This is a genomic window from Gracilibacillus massiliensis, from assembly GCF_001458115.1.
Taxonomy (GTDB): Bacteria; Bacillota; Bacilli; order Bacillales; family Amphibacillaceae; genus Gracilibacillus; species Gracilibacillus massiliensis.
The window spans coordinates 158498-179355 of the sequence record NZ_CZRP01000012.1 but is presented as its reverse complement, the minus strand read 5'-3'; the positions used below and the strand labels follow the sequence as shown (position 1 = coordinate 179355).

The following is a 20858-nucleotide window of genomic DNA, read 5'->3' as shown; positions in this document are numbered from 1 at the left end:
GAGGTGATCGAAAAATGGAAACCATGATGGGACTCATTAACTTGGAACATGAGCACGACTTTTTAAATGAATTAACTTATTTTAGGTGTGGGGCAGCTACACCTTTTGCCGGCAGATATCGTTTAATTGATTTTACTCTCTCTAATATGACAAAGTCCAATATAAGTGAGATAGCGATTTTCACAAAAAACAAATACCGCTCGTTAATGGATCATTTAGGTTCTGGAGCGGATTGGGAATTGAACAAACGCCACGGCGGATTATTTATTCTACCACCTCAATGGCATGATCCGAACGATGTATCGAAAGGAGATTTACGACATTTCTGCAACAATTGGGATTACTTTGAACGAAGCAAGTCGAATTATGTACTGATTAGTGGCAGTCAATTTATTTCCAATATGAATTACCAGGAACTGTTTGAGGCTCACCTTGAAACGGAAGCAGATATCACGTTACTTACCACTGAATATGCACACTTACCAGAACATGATGCATGCCTAAAAGTAGAAGTGGATGAGCAAGGAAAAGTCAAAGCGATTACAAATGACACGAAAAATCCTCATGTTTTTTCTGGCATTTATGTCATACGTAAATCCTTATTGTACGCCTTAATGGAAGAATGTATTGCAAATTACAAAAGTAATTTTTTTCTTGATGGCATCACCGCAAACCTTAGCCGACTTAACATCCACACCTACTCCTATCAAGGATATAGTGCAGTGGTAAACTCTATCGATAGTTATTATCAACAAAATTTGGCCTTACTAGAACCAGAAAATTATCAACAACTTTTCTCTGAAGGGGGCCGTGTTTACACAAAAATCGGAAATCAAGCACCTACCAAATATAACGGTTCTGCTGACGTATCCAAATCCTTAATTGCTACAGGTGGTGTTATTAACGGTGAAGTTGAAAATAGCATTTTATTCCGCGGAGTAAAGGTCGGTAAACGCGTAAAAATTAAAAATTCGATCATTCTTCAGCATTGCAGAATTGAAGATGGAGCACATTTAGAAAATGTCATTTTAGATAAGGATGTTACGATTACCGAAGATCAGCTGTTAAAGGGAGCGAAGGAACAACCATTTATTATCGCAAAAAATAGAACCGTTTAAAGGAGTGATCAGGTATTAATGGGGAATAAAATCTTATTTGTTGCTTCCGAATGTACTCCTTTTGTTAAAACCGGAGGACTTGCAGATGTGATTGGTTCATTGCCGCAAGCATTAACGAAAACCAAAAAATATGATGTTTCCGTAATTCTCCCTTTTTATAAGGATATGATAGATAATTGGATGGATCAGATCGAAAAAATCACTTCATTTACTGTAGAAGTAGGTTGGCGTAAGCATAACACTACATTGTTTCGCTTGATTTATCGAGATATTACCTATTACTTTATTGGAAATGACTATTATTTTTCAAGAAATGGTATTTATGGCTATGATGATGATGGCGAGCGATTCGTCTTTTTTTGTCAAGCTGTCGTCGATACGATAACCGAACTGGATTTAGAAATTGACATTTTGCATGCCCATGATTGGCAGGCTGGTTTAGCAGCTGCATTTGCAAAAATTGCACTTCCTACTCTGGATTTAAAAACCGTCTTCACGATCCATAATATTAAGTATCAGGGGATTATGCAAAAAGACGCCTACCAGGATTTATTTAACACACCACCAGAACATATTGGAGGGATGGAATGGAACGGCCTGCTTAATTGCATGAAAGCGGGAATATTTCATGCGGATAAAGTAACCACGGTCAGTCCAACCTATGCCGAAGAATTAAAGACACCTTTTTTTGCTGAAGGACTACATTCGATGATTACGGATAGGCAGGATGATTTCGTTGGCATCCTTAATGGAATTGATCTCAAAGAGTACAGCCCTTTGTTAGATCCTCACTTACCATCCAATTATCTAAATGCAGGGCCGGGAAAGCAGAAAAACAAAGAAATACTTCAACAAAAACTCGGATTGACTGAAGATCCTGAAATTCCAATGTATGTCATGATTACTCGGCTCGTAGAACAAAAAGGCCTCCACTTAATTCAAGCTATAATAGATGAATTTTTACAAGAAGATGTTCAATTTGTTTTATTAGGTACAGGGGATGACGAATTCCACCGTTTTTTTTATCATGCAGAAGAACGACATAAAGGAAAAATGGTCAGTTATCTTGGATTTGATGAAGCGATAGCAAGGCAACTATATGCCGCTAGCGACTTTTTTGTCATGCCTTCCCAATTTGAACCTTGCGGCTTAGCACAACTGATTGCCCTACAATATCGTTCTGTGCCAATTGTAAGAGAAACAGGCGGTTTAAAAGATACGGTTACTCCTTTTAATGAGTATACACAAAAAGGTAATGGATTCAGTTTTTCCAACTATAATGCCCATGAACTATTACATGTATTAAAATATTCACTTTCTATTTATCATAATGAACAAAAATGGCATTCGTTGATGCGAAATGTGAATGATAGTCACTTTAGTTGGCAGGAATCAGCTTTGCAATACGCGGAGCTCTATCATTCCTTAGCAGAAACTAAATCCACTGTACAAAGGAGTGAACAGAATTGAAGCAATGGTCTGTTGATACACTGATGAAAGCGATCATTCATTCCACCGAAGAGTTAAGCCAGCATCCTTTTAAAGAAGCTTCAAAAGAACAAATTTATAATGGGCTTTGTGAGATTGTAAAATTAGAAATTAATAGACAGTGGGAAAAAACGAATCGAAAGTATAACAAAAAGAATCCAAAGCAAGTTTATTATTTATCAATGGAATTTCTAATTGGTGGTTTACTAAAAAACAATTTGTTAAATCAGAACATGTTGCATATTTGTAATGAGGCTTTGACCAAGCTCGGGTTGATACCTGAAGAAATATATAAACAAGAACGAGATCCAGGCCTTGGAAATGGTGGACTCGGTAGACTAGCAGCCTGCTTTTTGGACTCGATGGCATCATTAAATTACCCTGGTCATGGCTATGGTATTCGTTATCGTTATGGTTTATTTGAACAACGTCTTATCAATGGCTATCAAACAGAACTACCTGATTATTGGCTCGACAGCCCCTATCCTTGGGAAATTAAAAAGAACGATGAAGCGGTAGAACTCGAATTTGGCGGAACAGTTCAAATGGATCGTGACAACAATGGTGATCTCGTATTTCATTACATCAATACAGACAAAGTGCGTGCGGTCCCCTATGATATTCCGATTGTCGGTTATCAGAATCAAGTGATCAACACATTGCGACTATGGAGCGCTGAACCCATTTCGACAATAGACCAAAACGAATCCAATCAATATTTCCATCAACTGGAGCATCATCATTCCATTGATCAAATATCAGGCTTTCTCTACCCAGATGATTCTAGTCAGGAAGGTAAAATACTTCGAATCAAACAGCAGTATTTTCTTGTGGCAGCGAGCTTAAAAAATATTATCTCCCACTTTAAATCAAAAATGAAAAAATCACTAAAACACCTACCTAAAAAAGCAGTCATCCAAATCAATGACACCCACCCAAGTTTAGCCATTCCTGAATTGATGAGATTGTTAATGGATGAAGAAGGTTTTGGTTGGGATGATGCTTGGGAAATAACCACTAACACTTTCGCTTATACCAATCATACGATTATGAGTGAAGCATTAGAAAAGTGGCCTGTAGCCATGATACAAAACCTTTTACCTCGCATCTATATGATTATTGATGAAATAAATGAACGATTTTGTCAGGGGATTTGGTACAATCAACCGCAATTAAGAGATACAATTCCACAATTAGCTGTGATTGCAGACAATCAGGTTCATATGGCTAGGCTTGCTATCATTAGTAGTTTTAGTGTGAATGGTGTCGCTAAGCTACATACGGAAATACTAAAAACGCAAGAGATGAAAGAGTTTCATCAACTGTTCCCGAAACGATTCAACAATAAAACCAATGGGATTAGCCATCGTCGCTGGTTATTAATGGTGAATCCACAACTCTCTGAACTTATCACAGAAACAATCAGCCCAAGTTGGATTCATCGTCCAAGAGAGTTAACACATCTCGTAAGGCATATTAAAGACCAGCCTTTATTAGATCGACTCAACCAGATCAAACGTCAAAACAAAATAGAATTAGCGAAATTCATCCAGCAATCAACAGGTATTTTGGTGGATGATCAATCAATTTTCGATGTCCAAATCAAACGACTGCATGAGTATAAGCGGCAGCTTCTTAATATTTTTCATGTCATTTATTTATACAATGAATTAAAAGATAACCCTTCATTAGATATCACACCTCGCACGTTTATTTTTGCAGCCAAAGCAGCACCCAGTTATTATTTTGCAAAAGAAGTTATCAAATTAATTAACACCGTAGCTGACGTAGTTAATTACGATCCTTCTATTAAAGGAAAACTAAAAGTGGTTTTCCTTGAAAATTATAATGTAAGCTTAGCAGAGAAAATAATTCCTGCAGTAGATTTAAGTGAACAAATATCTACAGCTGGTAAAGAAGCTTCAGGTACAGGAAATATGAAAATGATGATGAATGGCGCCCTTACGATCGGCACTTTAGATGGTGCAAATATTGAAATGAAAGATCTGGTGAATAGATCGAACATTTTTCTATTTGGACTTACTGCAGATCAGGTGCAGGAATTCTATCGTAATGGTGACTACCAAGCGACAGAAATCTATCAAACGGACGAACGTCTCACACAAATCATGCATCAAATCAGGGATGGTTTTTTCGGCCAAGAATTCAACGATATTTATTATCACTTACTATCAAGCAATGACCCTTATTTTATCTTAAAAGACTTTGATGATTATGTAGAAACCCATCAATTTGTCGATCAGACCTATCGAAATAGCAATAAGTGGTTATCCAAAAGTCTTGTAAATATTGCGCATTCTGGTAAGTTCTCTAGTGACCGTACTATTAGGGAATATGCGACTTCGATTTGGAAGTTATGAATTTATGAAGTACGAATGTGAACAATATTTTAAGGTGGCAGTTGTGAAGAATTACTGATGAGAAGACTAATCGTTGATATTTTGGACTTATAAACATAATGTAATCTTGGTGAGTACACCTATCACCGGTTTTTGGTTTCTTCACGGGAATAGTGCTTCTGTAGACGGGAAATAGGCTTCGCTTAACGGGAATTATCCTCTTTTCCCGTCAAGCATAGTATAATTCCTGTCAATTCCCGTGAGGAGTGAGTGAATTCCCGTTAAGCATTTTAAATACTACATCAGAGAAATATTATCAACGTGAATCATACTTTCATAATTCTCATGTTAACACTAAGGTCTTTACACATATAAAAAATTTTTATTCCTAGGCTCTTACGTATTATTCTAAATTTTCAACTGCATAATCTGCTTGTTCTTGTGTAAATTGATCTCCATAATCTGATGTTAATTGATCTCTAATTGCCTCTTTAGACATATCCATTGTTTCTTGGTAATTTTTTGCTGATTGTAAGGCATTTTCATTCCAGTCTGCTTCGATATTATCGATTGCGTATTGCGCCTCTTCATCTGTGAATTGTTCTCCATGTTCCGATGTTAATTGATCGTATATACTTGCTTTTGACATATGCATCGTCTCACTATAATTTTCTGCTGATTTTAGCGCATTCTCGTTCCAATCTGCTTCGATATTATCGATTGCGTATTGAGCTGCATCTTCAGGGAATTGATCACCCATTTCGGCTGTCAACTGATCATAAATCCCTGCTTTTGACATATGCATCATATCTGAATAGCTCTCTGCAGAATTTAAGGCAGATCTGTATTCAGTAGGAACATCATCTTCAACTGGTTCACTTTCTTCAGCAGGTTCTTCCTCATCGTCAAATGGTTCTTCAGTAGCTTGCTCTTGATCCTCTTCTGTATTTTCTATATTTGTATCTTCTACTTGGGCATTTTTCTCTTCTGCAGCTTCTTCTTCTCCCATGTTTCCAACAATACCAATAAATAAAACAACAGCAATTAACCAAAACCACCAACGTTTAAAGATAGACTTTTTTTCTTTAGCCAAAATTAATACCTCCTATTGAATTCAACAATTCAGTCGACCTATTCATAGTAAAAGTTTTTTTCACTTTATTATTATCATGCAAAGTAGAAATTCTATACGAGGAGCAAGCAAATAAAAAACCTCACAACGATTATCGTTGCAAGGCTTTGGCTAACGTCCCAGGCAGGATTCGAACCTGCGACCCACAGCTTAGAAGGCTGTTGCTCTATCCTGCTGAGCTACTGGGACATGGAGCGGGTGAAGGGAATCGAACCCTCGACATCAGCTTGGAAGGCTGAGGTTTTACCACTAAACTACACCCGCATTATATATGAGATGAATCATTCCGTACTCTTTAACGCAATACATGTTCCTGCATCTAAGAGTTATTTCAAAGAAGCATAATGCTTCGGAACAACTCGATGGCTACTCGGTGGATGTATTGCTCGTGGCTGAGGTTTTACCACTAAACTACACCCGCGTTTTTTATGTATTTTTTCTTATATCTCGTTAACGGACAAGTACCATTATATAAATTCTAATCGCTTCTGTCAACAGAAAATGCAAAATTTATAATGAACTATTAAACCTTAGACAAATACAAGCTTCTTTTTTAAAAGGACTTACTAAAAGTCAGCAGAAATAAATTCTGCTGACTAAATTAGCTTAATGAAGTTTGATAAGCAAGACTGGAAATTTCCTGACCAGCTTTCGTATAAAAATGGACAGAAATTTCTTTCAATTGCTCATCAGCTGTTACTATTGCATAAGATCCTGGATGTGCACTTCTCGGTTGACGAATACTTCCAGGATTAATAAATAACTTATCTTTAACCTTCTCCGCTCCAGCTACATGCGAATGACCAAAACAGATAATGTTAGCCCCTAATTCTTCTGCGCGATAGGAAGCAGGCATTAACGTTGCTTTTGTTTGATGCAAATGTCCATGGATAACTAAAAAATGTAGCTTACCTACCGCAAAATCAACTTCTTCAGGAAATCGAAAATCCATATCCATATTTCCTTGCACTTTCTCGAATCCAGCTAAAGGTTCACTATCAAATTCAAGTTCTGAATCGCCACAATGAATCATGGCATCCACATCAGCTTGATGTCTTTCTTTAATTTCTGTCACTTCCTGGCTCCAGCCGTGACTATCACTAAGTATTAATATTTTAGGCATTGCTTCCACCCCTTGCGTATGACTTCTATAACTGCTTTACCCAATTTTCTATCTTATCTAACGCGACTTTTCGGTGACTTATTTGATTTTTTTCCTCCGGAGTCAGTTCAGCCATTGTTCGGCTGCTACCGACAGGATAAAAAATCGGATCATAACCAAAACCGTGTTCACCAATAGCTTGATCTCCAATCGTTCCTTCGCACTCACCACGTTTAAAGATCGTCTGTTGACCAGGTTGTGCGATAGCTAATACACAAACAAAACGACCTGTTCGTTGCTCGTGAGGAACATCTTTTAACTCAGATAACACTTTTTCAAGATTAGCTAGATCATCTTTTTCTTCTCCAGCATACCGAGCGGAATAAACCCCTGGTGCACCATTAAGTGCGTCAATTTCAATCCCTGAATCATCTGCAATGACTGGGATATTGAACATACGACATACTGCCTCCGCTTTGATTGCTGCATTTTCTTCAAACGTATTGCCTGTCTCTTCAATATCTTTTACCGGTTCATCCAGATCTAACAGCGAATAAACTTTGATACCAAATGGTTCGAATAAACCGATAAAATCCTGCATTTTCCCTTTATTTTTTGTAGCAATAATTAACTCTTTCATTTAAAGTAACTCCCCTAGGATCGTTCAAAATTTGTCTTGATAAGGTGAAATTGCTTCTTTTTGGATTTCAAAGATTTCTTTCATGCCTTTCTCAGCTAAAGCTAACATTTTCGTTAGCTGTTCGGTCGTAAATGTTGCTTCTTCACCAGTACCTTGAAGTTCGACAAATTCGCCTTTACCAGTCATAACAACATTCATATCTACGTGTGCTTTTGCATCCTCAGAATATTCCAAATCTAATATCTCTGTTTCATCCGGTAAGACACCAACAGAAATGGCTGCTAAGTAATCTGTGATAGGTAATGTTTTTATTTTTTTTTCTTTTAATAGTTTACCTAGTGCATGAACAACTGCTACAAAGGCCCCTGTAATGGAAGCAGTTCTCGTGCCACCATCTGCTTGAATAACATCACAATCGACCCATACGGTTCTTTCACCGATTGCATCAAGGTCAACCACTGCACGTAATGATCGGCCAATCAATCGTTGTATTTCCATTGTTCGTCCAGATACTTTACCTTTTGACGATTCACGAATATTTCTCGTTTCTGTTGCACGAGGCAACATCGAATATTCTGCAGTAATCCAACCTTTTCCTGATCCTCTCATAAAAGGTGGAACCCGATCTTCAACACTGGCATTACAAATTACTTTCGTGTCACCAACCGTAATTAATACAGAACCTTCAGCATGTTTTGTGAAATTTGTTTGGATATCAATTTTTCTTAATTGATCAATTTCTCTCCCTGTTTCTCGCATCGTACTTCCTCCTAACATTCTGTTCTATCTTAACATATTTTCTCAGTAGATGCCGATCTCATACATGTTAAATAAGAAAAACACCCCATACTTAGTATGAGGCGTTAAAAAGATTAAATACTTTCTGTCGGTGTAACCATTTCTCTTGAGACAGGTTCTGTATATGGTTGTCCACTTTCACTTATGACTTCTTGATGATTTTCAACATTTACCTCAACGGCTTCAACATCTTCTTGTTCTGTTAAGGTTAATACGATCGATTGCATTACTTCGTCTGCTATCATGCTTTTAGCACTGTTCGTTAAAATATTTTCATTAAAAGTTAAAGATAGTACTCCATCATTAAATTCTGGTGATGCCGCTAGCTGGGAACCAGTATTAATAAAATGCTGAAGCGGTAAATCAAATGCAGGACCTTCCATCAATGCTTGTACCACCGCTTGATGCTGATTATTATCTTCCATCATTACATGCTGTGTGATTGGAACAAAATAAACCATCTCATCACCTTGCATTGGAAAGTAAAGCGTGGTAGCTTTACTTTCCATTAGGTCAATACCTTGAGCTTGGTGAACGTTAATACCATTTGCGCGAGAATATCCTTCTGAAATAGGTGTTCCATTTACAGGCATTTCATTTTGTTCTTCACCATTTATCCATAACTTCACACGTTGAACATTCTCGAACTCTGTTAACGTATGTGTCATCGATTCTAATATTTTCTGTTCGTCTTCTGCTTGATAGGTTTTGAAATCATCGGAGACATTGACAACTAAGGTTCCGTCTGCTTCTAAATTCAAATCAATAATTTCTGTTCCAGCTGGTAATACAGCCTGAAAACCACTAGGTAGCATCGAAGTAACTGGCCCATCTTGTACTAAGTATTCAAGTACTTGTTTGGCAACCTCTTTTGATTCTGGTGAAGGTAGTTGGACTTGTTGTGGAACAACTAAACCATTTTGATCTAATAAGTATAAGGTTCTGGTGACACTATCTGTTGAACTTACAGAATCTTGCTCTTCACTTTCTTCGCCTTCTTCACTTTCCTCTTCAGCTTGATCTTCATCTGTTTCCTCTGATTCTTCTGGAATGTTTTCTAAATCATCGGTTAGCTCTGCATCTTCTGGCGGTGCATCTATTTGATCTAATGTCTGTTCCCCCTCAAAAACACCACAACCAACTAGCAATAGTAAACATAGTAATACAATTCCTACATATTTTTTGGCTAAATCGATTTTCATCACCGATACCTCCTACGATGGTTTGTACTATTATGTATACGAGCTATTTAACAAAATAGACCAAAAAAAAAAGAACTAAAGAGAATGTCATTCCTCTCAAGTTCTTCCCAGGCTTTTGACTGTATTTAATTCAATTTTATCGACTGCGTCTACTTTTTGTTCTAACCATCGTGAGGCAATCTCGTGAAAGACCTTTACATCACCAGTTGTATAAAAATGATGCTGGGCTTTGGTTGTACCTCGATAAAGCTTCTTATGATAACCTAATATTGTACTCACTTCTCTAGCCGTCTCTTCGCCAGAGGAAATCACAGTAACCGTAGTCCCAATTACTTCTTGAATTAAGTGCCTAATCATTGGGTAATGTGTACATCCTAATATCAGTGTATCCATTTTAGAAAACTGCTTTAATGGTTGTAATGTTTCTCTGACAACTTGATAGGCCTCTTCCCCACTAACAATTCCTTTTTCAACTAATGGAACGAATCGGGGACAAGGTAAATCTCTTACTTCAATATTAGTATTAATTTGTTTTAATGCATTAACATAGGCTTTACTACTAATCGTACCTTCTGTACCCAGAACCCCAATTTCACCTGTTCTCGAATTGGTTATAGCGGCTCTAGCACCTGGTTGAATCACACCGACAACTGGAATGGATAAGTCTTCACGCAATTGCTCTAATGTAAATGCCGTTGCTGTATTACATGCGACCACTAACATTTTTATATCTTTTGCTAAAAGGAAATCAACCATTTCCCAAGTATATTGAATGACTTCCTCTTTTGGTCGCGGTCCATATGGACATCGTTTTGTATCTCCTAAGTAAATAATGGATTCCTTCGGTAATTGCCGTACTAATTCACTAGCTACCGTTAGTCCTCCTACTCCTGAATCAATTACTCCTATTGGTTGCCTCACATTCATCGCCTCTTTACAATTTTACATTTTCTTTTGCTTGTTTCATTTCATGGTGCATTAGATGTAATAATCTCGATAACTCAGACATGTCTTCCTCTTTAACATTCGTTAGAACTTCACCCAAATATTGCTGTCGTTTCTTAATTACTTCACGAATGATGACTTTACCTTTTTCTAACAAATGAATGCGCACGACACGTCGATCTTTTGTATCTTTCACCCTTTCGACTATATCGTTTTTTTCCATGCGGTCGACTAAATCTGTGGTCGTACTAAAAGCGAGATTAATTTTTTTGGATAACTCTCCTAATGTTAAATCGCCGTCTTCCAGCAAAAATTGTAAGGCAATGAATTGAGGAGTCGTAATAGGATAATTATTAAGGATTTCTCTTCCTTTTTGCTTTATAATTCCTGAAATAAATCGTAATTCTTTTTCAATATCAGCTATTTGCTCTGATTCTTTTGTATTAGCCAAATCAATACGTCCCTTCACAAAAATACATACCTATACTATAACATTTTTTTGTGAAAGATTGTTGTTAGAAGAATAGCAAAGCTTAGTGCACCCGCTTATAACCATGTTATTGTATTTCCCATTCTACAGAAAAACTTCCTTTCGCTTGATGGCCTTTTATGATAATTCGATATTCTCCTGATTTCTCTGCTTTAATACTCGATTGATCGCCATGTGGATGCATACCTACAAAATTCCCAAATTTATTTTTCACATGGTATCCATGCCCACCATCGATTTCTTCTGTATTAACTGAAAAATAAACGACATCTCCTTCTCTTAACTCAAGAGGAATTTCATGTTTTCCATCAAAATAATCAAATGATGCTTGATAAGAATTATGCTGCTTATTCTCCTCCCAATTTTCTTTTTCGGTAAAATCAATTGTTATAGTTATCAAAAAAACAATGGGAATCAAAACAGCAAATAAATATCTAAACCAAGTTTTATTCTTCGCAATAAGTGTAGCCAAAAAATAAATATTTGCTAGCGCTGTCCCAATAATACCTGCAAAAACACCATACCAATCCCAGCTGATAATTGGAAAAAGAATAAAGCCAAAAAGAAAGTATAAAGGAACTCTTACATAGTAAGCAATTCGAGTCAATTTCATTACGATTATGTCTATTAAGATCGAGCAAAAGATACTATAAACAAAAACAATAAACAACAATTGATAATCGGAAAAGGTTTCTGTGTAATCAAAAAGATTTCCATCCGTACCTAAGATAAAGAAAAGTGACAAACAGGAAAGCAAAAAACCTGCGCCTGCTAATTTGGTAAATATATACTTCATACTTTAGCCTCATCAAAACTTTTAGTCGGATTTAATATCAGACTGTTGTTTTCATCCAAGTAAAATACGAATGGTTCACGAAAGTATAAAAATAAGATTATTGCTAAAACTCCTAGTATTACGATGTAACTCAAAATATTTTACCTCCTATACAAATCAAAGGAGCATCAAATATGCCTTATACAAAGGACGATCCGAAAATTTACTATCAAGCTGTTGGAAATGGTACTCCGATTATTTTTATTGCACCACCAGCAATGGGACATCTGACTTTCCACTACCAAACATTATTAGAAAATAATTATCGAATTATAACATTTGATAATAGAGGCGATTGTCGAAGCACTTGTCCTGATCTCTCGATGACCTTTGATGACTTGGTTTATGATGTTAATAGAATTATGGAAGCGAACGATATTCAAAAAGCTGTCATTTGTGGATATTCGAATGGTGGCTTGATAGCACAACAATTCGCGATTACTTTTCCAGAGAAATCGTTAGGACTGATGTTAATCGGCGGTTACTATGCCCCAAAGAACGTCCTTTTACGGATAGAATATCACTTTGGTATTTGGATAGCTAAAAAGAAGGCAATCCCACTGTTAGCGAAAGCACTCTCTTTCAATCACTTTCGCGATAAAAAAATAGCAGTCAAGATGGATTCGGAAATAAAACGAACAAACCCTTACTTATTGATGCAACAATATCAATTAGGATTAGATTTTTCTATTGAAAACACCTTACATTTAATTAAAGTGCCTCTATTACTTATTTATGGTGCGAATGACAAATATGTACACGACTATCAATACTACTTTCGTGATCAACTATCAGAGGTTGACGTAGCATATGTTCACCGTTCAAAGCACCAGGTGCCTACTAAATATTTTCATGAGTGTAATGCTATTATAAAAGAATGGACAACCAGAAAAGGATTATTAGAATTATGAGAAACTAAAAATATCACCTAAAAATTTCCCAATCGCTCTAAATAAAAGAATCAGTAGACGAATTGGCCAAAATAACAGCTCCGGTATCCAAAATAACATATCAAAAAACATATCCCATTTTGTATATTCATACGAACTTTTTTTGTATTTTCGTGTTTTTTTCTTTTTCTCTTCCCATCGTTTGCTCATGCTCTCACTCCTTGATCCATCACCAGTATATTCCATCATTTTCTAACTATTATTATACCAAAATTTGTATAATTTTTGAAGGAACACTCTTCCTGGAATTTCTATTATCGACAAGATAATGCCCTTATCATTCTAATACATTCCAAGTCAGAGCTGTTCCTTTCTTTATATCTTGATTGACCTTTTTCCCTAAAAGGACATCAAAATATTTTGGTGGTAAACCATATCCGGGTCTGATAACTCGAAGATTATCTTTCGTCAGCTGATCTCCTTTTTTAATATCTTCTGTAATATATAAGGAACGACGATACCGTAATGAGTTGTTTTCTTTAGCTGTAGGACCATATTGTATTTTTCCCATTGCTTGCCACGCTTGCATCGACTCCATAACAAGTCTTTTTAATTCTGTTGGTTCTAAAGAAAAGCCAGCATCGACTCCTCCTTCATTTCTCGATAATGTCAAATGCTTTTCAATAACTGTTGCACCGAGAGCGACACTAGCTATTGCAACGCCAGTACCTAAAGTATGGTCAGATAAACCTACTTGACATTGAAATGTATCTTGCATGTTCGGTATCGTGTTGAGGTGACTATACTCTGGTGTAGACGGATAAGTACTTGTGCATTTCAATAAAATGATGTCCTCACTGCCTGCTTTTTTAGCCGTTTGAACCGTTTCATCAATCTCAGCAACAGAGCACATACCCGTTGAGATGATCATCGGTTTCTTCGTACTTGCTACTTTTTTTATCAAAGGTAAATCGGTACATTCAAAAGAGGCAATCTTGTAACAGGGCACATCTAATGTTTCCAAGAAATCAACAGCAGTTGCATCAAAAGGAGAACTAAAGCCAATCATGCCTAGCTCATGGCATCGATTAAAAATAGCTTGATGCCATGCCCAAGGCGTATATGCTTGTTGATAAAGATCATGCAGTGACTGGTTATGCCATGGACTGTCGCCATCTGATACAACAAAATCCACAGACGTTGACGAAATCGTCATCGTGTCTGCAGTATATGTTTGAATTTTCAACGCATCTGCCCCAACTTCTGCCGCTGCCTCAACAATTTCTAAAGCCCGATCTAGAGATTGGTTATGGTTACCAGACATTTCTGCAATAACAAAAGGGGGATAATCCTTTCCAATTTTCTTATGGCCGATTGTAATTTCCTTCATTATAACTCTCCTTTCTATCTTTCCACTCGTCATCAAACAATGCCAAAGCGATCACATCGTATTGTTTATTGTCTTTACTTATATGCCGCTTAAATCTTCCTTCGATTTGAAAACCCAACTTCTGATGAAAATGTAAGCTGGGTAAGTTTGTAGAAATGACTTCCGCACATATTTTTCTGATTCCTAATTCAATCATATGATTAATTGCTAATGTTGCCATCTTGGTCCCTGAACCGGATGGAGCTGCTTCTTCCCCAATATAAAAGCCCCAATAGCAACGATTATGCTGGTCATTTATGTCATAGAATTGAACAAGACCTAACGGTAGATCTACTTTTAAAAAAATAAACACTTCTTTACTGGGATCCTGCTTCACTCTCTGATACCACTTAAAATGTTCTTTCCAGCTAATTTCGTTGTCAGTATACATGTATTCTTTAATTCGCTTACTATTTCGCCATTTTAGAATTTGTGCTAAATCCTGTTCTTCAATCACTCTTAGTTGAAAGCTACTCATTTACACTCTCCCTTCACCATATAGCAGGCAACAGCCTCATCGACTACTCTTGTTCTAAATAATTTTAATCTTCTTTTCATGTGCTTCCATTCCTTTGGATCATTCAAAAAGGATTGTACGGCGATTTTTATTTTGTCTGTTGAAACGTTGCTACTCTCTCCTAAATTCAAAAGAAAACCAATCGAATCTAGGTGGTTTAAAATATCTCGCTGATTGGGTGCTGTCTCTATCGTTAGTGTAGGTAGTTGAAGATAACAACGTTCCCAGGTAGTGGTTCCTCCTGCCCCAATCGCTAAATCTGCTTTTTTCATTAGTAAAGCCATTTGATTAGTATCTGTATGGATACATACGGAAGGATAGTTATTGGCAAGTGCTTGGATCTGTTTAAAATCTGGATGGTTTGTGCTGATAATCGTGTTAATTGTAAAAGGATGATTGGAAAGCTGTATGAGGGCTTTTAAAGTTTTGTATGTATCATTGGTAGGGTCTGTTCCTCCGAATGATACGAATATATTTCTAATATATTGATTTGATTTATCAATTGGTAAGGTCTGTTTAAATTCTTCACGTAGTAACAGATATTTAGGTCCTAACAGTAATGTTGCTTTGTCTGGGACCAAGTCCACATAACGCTTTTCCATGTTTTCTAATAAGTTTTGATCGACTAAAGTATCACAATAATGATTTCGATTCGCTAAATCATCAATTATCATTAGGTGCTGGACATAAGAAGCAACGTTTTTTTCCCATTTCTCATCTAGTCCATAATGATCAACGACTAAATAATCAACAGTAGAATACTGTCGAATTAATTCAAGAGTATTGGATGCATCTAGTTTCCAATTTTTTTGGATACATTTTTTGGGTTGATTTTCTAAATAAGACAACTCTACTAATGAAAAACCTCTTTCCTTAATAAAATGATTGACATTGCCCGGGAAATTATGGCAAATAAAAGTAACTTCTGCTTCTCTCTTCCGCAACTGCTCCGCTAATACTAAACATCTTCTCACATGACCTGTTCCAATTTGATAAGAGCTATCCACACGAAATACAATACGCATCTTTTTATCAATCCTTTTGCTTAACACCTCGGTTTAGTTGATACCACTCTGGATGATGCTCCAATATTTCTAGCACATCATCTACTGAAAAGTATCGATTGTTTGGGTATAATTCTGTCAGTATATGTTCTATTAATTGAAAATCTTCGATCGTGTCAACTGTCCATCGATGACAACTGATATCATGTTGATTACTTACATTTCTTAACAGAAATTTTTCTGAATGTGCCAGAAAATAACTGGTCACATGCTCACGATGACTTGCAGTGGTTGCCAATTGATTTACTTTCATCAATGCACTATTTGAAAATACTTCGATATCAAGTCCTCGTGGATAAGTTCTCGTGATAACATTTGAAAGATAATCAACATCTTGCTCCGAAAGAAAGCATTCAACTAACTGATCAATCAGGATCGGATCCATCAATGGACAATCGGCTGTCAGGCGCACAATCACATCTGCACCCGATTTTCTTGCGGCCTCTACATATCTGGTTAACACATCTTGTTCAGATCCTCGATAGTAGTTTATGTTATGACTGGTGCAAAAATTAACAATTCGATTATCTTTTGATAATGTACTCGTAGCCACTACAAGATCATCTAGTTTAGACGCTCTACTGACCCTCATTAATTGGTAATATAATAATGGTTTTCCCATTACCTTTCGCAACACCTTCCCTGGTAAACGAGAAGAGCCCATCCGTGCTTGAATAATCGCAACAACCTTCATGCTCTCACCTCGTAATACTGTAATACTTTTTTTACTGCCATAATCACATCACTAACATCTTGACTTGTCATCTTAGGAAACAGTGGTAATGTGAGCATCTCTTCATACAATTGTTCCGCATGAGGACATAATCCTTTTTTATAGCCTAACGCCTGATAGTATGGGTGGAAATAGACTGGAATGTAATGAACGTTGACTCCGATATTTTCTTTTTGCAGTGCCTGGTATATCTCCTTTCTTCTCACTGTCAATTTTTCTAAATGAAGTCTAATCACATATAAATGCCAGCTTGATTCCACTCCTTCTAATTGAAAAGGTGGTGTTAGTAGTTCGAAATCGCGGAATCCCTCTGTGTATTTCTGGGCAATAGCAATTCTTTTATTTAAGTAACCGTCTATTTTTTTTGCTTGATTCACACCTAATGCAGCATGTATATCTGACATTCGATAATTAAAGCCTAATGACTGCATTTCGTAATACCATGGTTGATTTTTCTTGTGTAATTTTTCCTGATCTCTAACGATTCCGTGATTCCGAAAGTTCTTAAGTTTCTGAAAGTACTGTTCATTATTGGTTGTAATTACTCCACCCTCACCAGTAGTTATGTGTTTGACCGGATGAAAACTAAACATTGTCATGTCAGCTAAAGAACCTATTTTTTCACCTTCATAAACAGCTCCCAGACCATGTGCGGCATCTGAAATAAAAGGAATCTGATAACGATTTGCAATTTCACGGATCTTCTTGTAATCAACCGGCTGTCCGCTAAAATCAACCGAAATAATCGCTTTTGTCTGATCTGTTATCAAAGCTTCTATTGCTTCTGCTGAAATATTGTACGTTTTAGCGTCAATATCAGCGAAAACCACTTCTCCGCCTTGGTACTTAATCGCATTTGCAGTTGCCGCAAACGTGATTGGTGTCGTAATTACCTGATCGTTTTCTTTAATTCCGGCCGCAAAGCATGCGGCATGAAGAGCTGCTGTTCCACTTGAAAAAGCGATTGCATACCTGCTGCCAACATATGCAGCAATTGATTTTTCAAACGTATCGATCATTGGACCTGTCGTTAAATAATCACTTTGTAATACTTGAACAACTGCTGCGACATCTGATTGATCGAGATCTTGTTTCCCATAAGGTAAATAGCTTTTTCTTATCGGGGTTCCTCCATCAATTGCTAAACGTTTCCGGTCCATTTATCACCACCTCATTTATATAAGATTTGTTGACTGAATCCATTGTTCTGTTTTCTTTATTCCTTCCTCTAAACGAAATGCTGGTTTCCATGCTATCATTTCTTTCGCTTTTTGATAGTTACATAGCAATTTTGGTATTTCACTTTGTGGATGGATATGTGGAATATGTTGGATATGCTTCTTGTCTACTACAATTGTCTCTGCTAAATCATTAATGCTAATGTCTTGACCCAGACCAGCATTAATAATTTCACCATTTGTTCGATCCGAATAACCAGACTCCACTACAAACCGTGCACAATCTTCCACATACAATAAATCGCGTGTTTGCGTTCCATCCCCATAGATCGATAACGGTTTACCAGACAACTTATTTTTCAAGAACACTGCAATGACGCCACCCTCACCCCCTGTTTTTTGAAAAGGACCATACGTATTAAAAGGTCGAAGCACCGTGACAGGAAGTTGATACGCATAAAAATAAGATAATACCATGTTTTCAGCCGCTAATTTGGAGCCTGCGTAAGGACTTGCTGGTTTTACTGGATAACCTTCTGAAATACCTTTACGTTCACTTGCCTTTTCATAGACCATACAAGTACTCATAAAGACCATCTTCACACGATGTTTGCGACATTCTTCAAGTAAATGAAATGTTCCAATTACATCATTAGCGAATGTTGTTTGCGGTTGGTCAATACTATCTTGAACGTTAATACTTGCTGCCAAGTGGTAGCAAATATCAAATTCATTTTCAAAAAGTGAAGCCAAACATGCTTTATCCTTTATATCTCCTAATATAAAATCTTGAAAGTGTTGATTGTCTCGAAGTGTTTCAATATTCTCTAATCGACCGTTTGATAGATCATCGAGCACCCATACATCATGTTTATCTGTTAACAGTTTTGCGACTACCCATCTCCCGATAAAACCGGCTCCACCTGTTACAAGAATTTTCACCTGAACCAACCTCTCTTCTTTTTAAATATTCTTAATGTGTAGTTTGCCAGTTTAAGTTGGCTGCCACTAGATTCCTCAATTTGTTTATATCCTAACGATTCAAAAATGTCACGATAATTTCTCGGAAAAATGCGCCATTTATCTGCTTGCTCTGCTTCAAAAGTAATAAGATAAGATTTAGTAACCCTTGCAATCTCTTGAAATATCCATTCACTATCTGGATGGATATGCTCTAAAACGGCCATGGTAAAAACTAGGTCATAATGATCTGTTGCCAAATGTTTAATGACATTTTCTACAGGGGATTGTATAATATCAGCTTCGTCCGCTAATTTCGGGAAATTTCTTTTTAATTCTTGTACTGCATGATGGCTAAGCTCAATGCCTGTTAATTGGTTAAATCCCTTTTGATGGAGATATTCTAAATTTCTTCCTACATTACAACCGATTTCCATTATATTGTGATGAGATTTAATATATTTTTCGATAAAGGAAAACAAATAAATACTTCGTTCCACTTCCTTGCGATATGTTTCAGGATAGCTATTAGAATCCCAATATTCATGTATTTCTTTTAACGTCTTTTTCATTTCTTTTCTCCTCTCGATAATTCTTCAACTAAATTTAATAAACGGTGTCCTGATGAGCTTTTGTCTGGATAAGCATATGATAAAAATTTCTTTTGTTTTTTTTCTGCAATATCTCGCCACTTGGCATTGATAAAATATAAATGAACTAGTGAGGCGAGTTTCGTTGGATCTTTTTGGACAAAAGGGTCTAACTGATTATAATAACCCGTATAACCTGGTATAGTCGTTTGTAAGACAAAAACTGGCTTGCCAACCAACATTGCTTCTAATACCACTGTTGAGGCATAAGATACCACCGCATCTACATGTGGTAAGACCTGATAAAGTGTTAACTTATTGGTAGATTGAATATAGGGGAATTTTTTTTGTAAGAGATGCATTTTATCATTGGGAAAATCACGTAATATAATATTAATATCCAGCAAATTCTTGATTTGCTTAATCAACAATTGCCACTTCTTTGCGTATCGATTACCTCTCACAATAAGTAGTAAGGTTTTCTTTCGTTTATCTAATTTTAGTCGATTGAAAAATTGATTTTTTGTTATCGTCGATTTTACTAGTGCTTGATCAAATCGAGGATGACCAATGATTCGGATTGATTCTGGCGGAGCTCCATTTGCTACATACCAATCTTTTTCAAATTGTCCATATACGGCATCAATAGTTGCCAGCTTCGGTAAAAAGCCAAATTCATTACCGAGAATCCCGTGTTGCATACATATAGTGGGAATTCCTTTTTTAGCAGCAACAAATGCCATTGCTCTGCCAAAATGATTCGGACTAGAAATGATAACCGTAGACAACGAGACCTTTTTTAATAACTCTTCTAACATGTTTATTTGATTAATTACAAATTTCACCTTGTGTTTTAACATATGTTGAACGGACGAGTCCTGATATAGATAATGGTTTGGAAACCGTGTTATAATCTTGTCTACTTGTTTTTGTATTTTTATTATTGCTTGCTTTGTATTTGTTCCGAAATCTTGAAGGTAGATTCGATCCTTTGTTGGTTTATCTTTTGGGTATTTATAGGTTTTAATTGTTAACAAATTTGTTCTTTTAAAATAATTTTTAATAGTGGAAGTTGGTATCCGAATTAGTGGATCATCTAATATAGCAATAGGAGCTTTTCGTGACAAAAAGGGTACTTTAATGGTGTCTAAGTAATTGCTAAAAACGTGCTGTACTTGCTTTCGGTTAGTGACACGATGAATGATTTGTTTCGATAACTCTGGCTGGGATATTTCGTTCCAGAGCGAACCGTGATGTCGAATAATACTTGGGAAATGAACAAGGTAGGATAATCGATACCCATGGTAAATGACTTCTTTAAAATCTTCGATGAAATCAAGATATAAGGACCAATAATTTTTCGTATAGGTATTCATTTTCTCCTCCC

General features: G+C 36.5%; 22 protein-coding genes and 2 tRNA genes. 4 read left to right on the top strand and 20 right to left on the bottom strand.

The features are described from left to right. The first annotated feature begins 14 nt into the window (after positions 1-14). From glgD to BN3107_RS08495, 3 genes are read left to right on the top strand one after another with little or no spacing between them, the layout of a single operon-like run. Positions 15-1118, top strand: a complete 1104-nt coding sequence (gene glgD / locus BN3107_RS08505; protein WP_058307208.1) for a glucose-1-phosphate adenylyltransferase subunit GlgD — start codon at positions 15-17, stop codon at positions 1116-1118. A gap of 18 nt (positions 1119-1136) precedes the next feature. After that, on the top strand, positions 1137-2588 hold the full coding sequence (locus BN3107_RS08500) for a glycogen synthase (protein ID WP_058307207.1): 1452 nt from the start codon (positions 1137-1139) through the stop codon (positions 2586-2588). Between the two features lie 23 nt (positions 2589-2611). Beyond that, a complete protein-coding gene (locus tag BN3107_RS08495) occupies positions 2612-4987 on the top strand; it encodes a glycogen/starch/alpha-glucan phosphorylase (RefSeq protein WP_058307940.1) in 2376 nt (791 codons plus the stop codon). Between the two features lie 382 nt (positions 4988-5369). Here the strand turns inward: BN3107_RS08495 and BN3107_RS08490 are convergent, their stop codons facing one another. From BN3107_RS08490 to BN3107_RS19800, 11 genes are all read right to left on the bottom strand, one after another. Then, positions 5370-6059 carry an Ltp family lipoprotein gene (locus BN3107_RS08490; RefSeq protein ID WP_058307206.1) on the bottom strand — a complete coding sequence of 230 codons (690 nt, stop codon included), beginning with the start codon at positions 6057-6059 and terminating at the stop codon, positions 5370-5372. A 154-nt stretch (positions 6060-6213) separates the two neighbouring features. Next, a tRNA-Arg gene (locus BN3107_RS08485) sits at positions 6214-6287 on the bottom strand. Position 6288: 1 nt separating this feature from the next. Next, positions 6289-6362: transfer RNA gene (locus BN3107_RS08480), tRNA-Gly, on the bottom strand. Between the two features lie 337 nt (positions 6363-6699). Further along, positions 6700-7221 carry a metallophosphoesterase gene (locus BN3107_RS08475; protein WP_058307205.1) on the bottom strand — a complete coding sequence of 174 codons (522 nt, stop codon included), beginning with the start codon at positions 7219-7221 and terminating at the stop codon, positions 6700-6702. Positions 7222-7246: 25 nt separating this feature from the next. Then, positions 7247-7840, bottom strand: a complete 594-nt coding sequence (locus BN3107_RS08470) for an XTP/dITP diphosphatase (protein ID WP_058307204.1) — start codon at positions 7838-7840, stop codon at positions 7247-7249. A gap of 24 nt (positions 7841-7864) precedes the next feature. After that, positions 7865-8599, bottom strand: coding sequence for a ribonuclease PH (rph, locus tag BN3107_RS08465; protein WP_058307203.1), 735 nt, complete (start codon positions 8597-8599; stop codon positions 7865-7867). 113 nt (positions 8600-8712) lie between these two features. Further along, positions 8713-9840, bottom strand: coding sequence for a GerMN domain-containing protein (locus BN3107_RS08460; protein WP_058307202.1), 1128 nt, complete (start codon positions 9838-9840; stop codon positions 8713-8715). A 96-nt stretch (positions 9841-9936) separates the two neighbouring features. Continuing rightward, on the bottom strand, positions 9937-10761 hold the full coding sequence (gene racE / locus BN3107_RS08455; RefSeq protein ID WP_058307201.1) for a glutamate racemase: 825 nt from the start codon (positions 10759-10761) through the stop codon (positions 9937-9939). A gap of 13 nt (positions 10762-10774) precedes the next feature. Then, the gene (locus tag BN3107_RS08450; protein WP_058307939.1) at positions 10775-11236 is read right to left on the bottom strand and encodes a MarR family winged helix-turn-helix transcriptional regulator; all 462 of its coding nucleotides are present in this window, start codon (positions 11234-11236) and stop codon (positions 10775-10777) included. 106 nt (positions 11237-11342) lie between these two features. Beyond that, positions 11343-12071 carry a hypothetical protein gene (locus tag BN3107_RS08445; RefSeq protein WP_058307200.1) on the bottom strand — a complete coding sequence of 243 codons (729 nt, stop codon included), beginning with the start codon at positions 12069-12071 and terminating at the stop codon, positions 11343-11345. Beyond that, complete coding sequence (locus BN3107_RS19800; protein ID WP_156416111.1) at positions 12068-12205, bottom strand: hypothetical protein; 138 nt, start codon at positions 12203-12205, stop codon at positions 12068-12070. The genes BN3107_RS08445 and BN3107_RS19800 overlap by 4 nt, the downstream gene beginning before the upstream one ends. A gap of 39 nt (positions 12206-12244) precedes the next feature. Here BN3107_RS19800 and BN3107_RS08440 point away from each other — a divergent pair, with 39 nt between their 5' ends. Beyond that, entirely contained in the window at positions 12245-13021 is a 777-nt protein-coding gene (locus BN3107_RS08440; protein ID WP_058307199.1) for an alpha/beta fold hydrolase, read from the top strand. On the opposite strand, the gene BN3107_RS08435 is transcribed toward BN3107_RS08440, so the two are convergent. The 9 genes from BN3107_RS08435 to BN3107_RS08395 all read right to left on the bottom strand — a co-directional run bounded on the left by BN3107_RS08435 (position 13016) and on the right by BN3107_RS08395 (position 20847). After that, positions 13016-13210 carry a hypothetical protein gene (locus BN3107_RS08435; protein ID WP_058307198.1) on the bottom strand — a complete coding sequence of 65 codons (195 nt, stop codon included), beginning with the start codon at positions 13208-13210 and terminating at the stop codon, positions 13016-13018. The two genes, BN3107_RS08440 and BN3107_RS08435, sit on opposite strands and share 6 nt — an antisense overlap. Before the next feature lie 127 nt (positions 13211-13337). After that, positions 13338-14390 carry a pseudaminic acid synthase gene (gene pseI, locus BN3107_RS08430; protein WP_187371011.1) on the bottom strand — a complete coding sequence of 351 codons (1053 nt, stop codon included), beginning with the start codon at positions 14388-14390 and terminating at the stop codon, positions 13338-13340. Further along, on the bottom strand, positions 14365-14907 hold the full coding sequence (gene pseH, locus BN3107_RS08425) for a UDP-4-amino-4,6-dideoxy-N-acetyl-beta-L-altrosamine N-acetyltransferase (protein ID WP_058307197.1): 543 nt from the start codon (positions 14905-14907) through the stop codon (positions 14365-14367). The genes pseI and pseH overlap by 26 nt, the downstream gene beginning before the upstream one ends. Continuing rightward, the gene (pseG, locus tag BN3107_RS08420) at positions 14904-15971 is read right to left on the bottom strand and encodes a UDP-2,4-diacetamido-2,4,6-trideoxy-beta-L-altropyranose hydrolase (protein ID WP_058307196.1); all 1068 of its coding nucleotides are present in this window, start codon (positions 15969-15971) and stop codon (positions 14904-14906) included. The genes pseH and pseG overlap by 4 nt, the downstream gene beginning before the upstream one ends. 7 nt (positions 15972-15978) lie before the next feature. Then, positions 15979-16704 (bottom strand): cytidylyltransferase domain-containing protein, encoded by a 726-nt coding sequence (locus BN3107_RS08415; RefSeq protein WP_058307195.1) that lies wholly within the window; start codon positions 16702-16704, stop codon positions 15979-15981. Then, the gene (gene pseC / locus BN3107_RS08410; RefSeq protein ID WP_058307194.1) at positions 16701-17903 is read right to left on the bottom strand and encodes a UDP-4-amino-4,6-dideoxy-N-acetyl-beta-L-altrosamine transaminase; all 1203 of its coding nucleotides are present in this window, start codon (positions 17901-17903) and stop codon (positions 16701-16703) included. The genes BN3107_RS08415 and pseC overlap by 4 nt, the downstream gene beginning before the upstream one ends. 15 nt (positions 17904-17918) lie before the next feature. Next, positions 17919-18863 (bottom strand): dTDP-glucose 4,6-dehydratase, encoded by a 945-nt coding sequence (locus tag BN3107_RS08405; RefSeq protein WP_058307193.1) that lies wholly within the window; start codon positions 18861-18863, stop codon positions 17919-17921. After that, the gene (locus tag BN3107_RS08400) at positions 18860-19453 is read right to left on the bottom strand and encodes a class I SAM-dependent methyltransferase (RefSeq protein ID WP_058307192.1); all 594 of its coding nucleotides are present in this window, start codon (positions 19451-19453) and stop codon (positions 18860-18862) included. Before BN3107_RS08400 ends, BN3107_RS08405 begins: the two co-directional genes overlap by 4 nt. After that, positions 19450-20847, bottom strand: coding sequence for a glycosyltransferase (locus BN3107_RS08395; protein ID WP_058307191.1), 1398 nt, complete (start codon positions 20845-20847; stop codon positions 19450-19452). Before BN3107_RS08395 ends, BN3107_RS08400 begins: the two co-directional genes overlap by 4 nt. Positions 20848-20858: the final 11 nt, after the last annotated feature.